Genomic DNA, 2,392 nt, shown 5'->3' with positions numbered 1-2,392 from the left:
TTTGAAGCAGCCTGACATGCGTCGAGGCCGACGCCTGGATGCTTCCGTCTCTCAGCTCTGCGTGCGAAACGACTGCCACTCTCGGCCTTTCTTCCCAATCTTTCCGAAGAACAAGTGATCGATAAATATCGTAATAGGCATGACTCATGAGAAGGCATGTGCTTCTGGGAGCAACAATGTTCTGCCAGCGGACAACGCACTCTACGCCACGCGCATATTCCGCAGGGTCTTCGCGCAAGCGCCGGAGTACATTGATTACATCCGAGGCATTTTTCTCCTGCACCAGCCAACCCGCGCCGCTCTCCTTCATCCTGTCTCCGACAGCACCATAATCGAAGGCAATTACGGGTATCCCGCAGGACCAGAGCTCTGTGAGTGTGTGACAATAGGTTTCAGGCCATATCGAAAAGACGCCGCCAATATGGGGCCTGATCTCGCGGATTCTATCTGCGAACTTTTCTCTGGCATATACGCCATGAGAAATTACGTCGGTCGGAAGAGAGACATCTACGCCCACATCTCCAAGAACGTGGATTTCCAGATTTTCCTCTGAAGCTCGCCGCCCAAGCTCTTCGATTATCTTTCCGCCCTTTGCGACGGAGATATTTCCGGGAATGACAATCCTGATCTTCGTGTCGGATTCTATTTGCGGCGTCAGTTTCTCGAAGCGATCAAAATCCCGTCCATGCGGAATGACATGGAAGGGGCGCTCCCTGAGGAAAGGATATGTCCTCGAAATGATCTCCTTCGCGCTTTCTGCCGTTGTGATGAACACATCACAAAGCTTGAGTACTTCCTCCATGCTGGTGCGCCATTGCGTGATGGCTGCCCCTTTCAGCGCCGGGAAGCCGCGAGATGGCCACAGCTCGTGGCGGCATTCGCCGCGGCTGGCTGTGCATACGCCGCCGCAATATTCATTTTTGTCATCCAGCAGCTTGACCGTCGGGCAGACCGTATAGAAATCGTGAAATGAAAAGACGACGGGCCGCCCGAGCGTCTTCGCGACTTCAATCAGGCCAAGGCCATGCCAGCCGATATGCCGAACATGAACGAGTTCGATTGCATATCGAACCATCCACTCGCCGACAACCGCGTCATACTCGTCACTTCTATGAGGGAACGCCTTGAGCGGGTTTGAAAGAATATGGCGCTCCACCTCCGTATACACGCCATCTCGGAAATGGGAGAGCGTCAGAATGGTGGCGTTGCACCGCAGGACAAAAGCCTCGACCCGATCATCAAGCGCCTGCATCAGATCCTGATTGGTCTGAGGCGTTCCGCCTGTTCTGGTCGAGAGGACAAAGAGAACACGAGGAAGCGCAACCTGCTTACTGCTGGCAAGCGTGCGCTGGATGTCGTGAACACGCTGACGCGCGAGCTTCAACGGCTCCCCACTAACGAACTTCTTTACGAGCTCGCCATATTCGGGATAGCGCTGGTCAACGACCGCGCGCCCTTCAGCCATAAGCCGGACCTTTTCCTCTCCGAAACTTGCGGAGCGGACGTGATAGATCAGCGTGGAATCATCGACGATATGCGACCATCCCTTGCGCACAGCGCGCATGCAGAGATCATTTTCCTCGCCATACCCTCTCGGGAAAGCATTCGCGTCCAGCAAGCCGACTTCATCAAGGCAGTCGCGACGCACATACATACAGAAGCCGTTGCCGGTGGGCGTAGAGGGGCGCAAGCGTGCCGAGGCATGCGTTATGGCGCGGGCATATTCATCAAGCGTCAGCCATTTCGGCAGTTCATTATTCTTGCCGATTTCGGGCGCAGAGAAGGCCCCCGCATTATTTGACAGCGGTGTAACCGTTCCGATTTTTTCTCCGCTATAGGCGGCTACCCGGAGATTGAGCAACCAGCCGGGTGTTACCTTCGTATCCGAGTTGAGAAACACGACATCCGCGCGGCCCGCCAGTTCGATGCCGCGGTTCACCGTTCGTGTGAAACCCAGATTGTTCTCATTGCGGTATATCTCGACCGAACCTTCTGCTTCGTAACGGCTGAGGACTTCCTTCACTTCCGGCGCCGGGCTGGCATCGTCAATGATGATGATGCGCGCTTGGCCCCTGGTATGGGTCAGCAAGGCTTCGAGACATTCGTCCACTTCCTTCGCCGCGTTGTACACCGGCACAATCACAGCCGGGGGTAGCGCGCTCTTGCGCAATCTCGTCAGCGTTTCCCCGAAGGCTACAGAGGATGCCGCCGTTCCGGAGGATGGGCGCAGCCCCTCCCACCAGGGACGCTGCGCTGTAGCGGGTGCCGGGAGACGCCCTTCCTTTTGTCCATAGCGCAGATAGTGGACGAGCGGATTCATGCCCGCGCGCTTCACATCGCGATACTTGTCGAGATACCAGGAAGTGCTGAAAGACGGCCCCGGGTCCCTCAT

General features: G+C 56.2%; 1 protein-coding gene. It reads right to left on the bottom strand.

Annotated elements, in window-relative coordinates:
- On the bottom strand, positions 1-2,392 hold a 2,392-nt coding region (locus tag WBF74_RS12570; RefSeq protein WP_424440429.1), incomplete at both ends, for a glycosyltransferase family 2 protein.

Source organism: Parvibaculum sp. (assembly GCF_049672805.1).
GTDB lineage: Bacteria > Pseudomonadota > Alphaproteobacteria > Parvibaculales > Parvibaculaceae > Parvibaculum.
The sequence above is the reverse complement of the archived record's forward strand: the minus strand, read 5'-3'. Positions and strand labels throughout refer to the sequence as shown.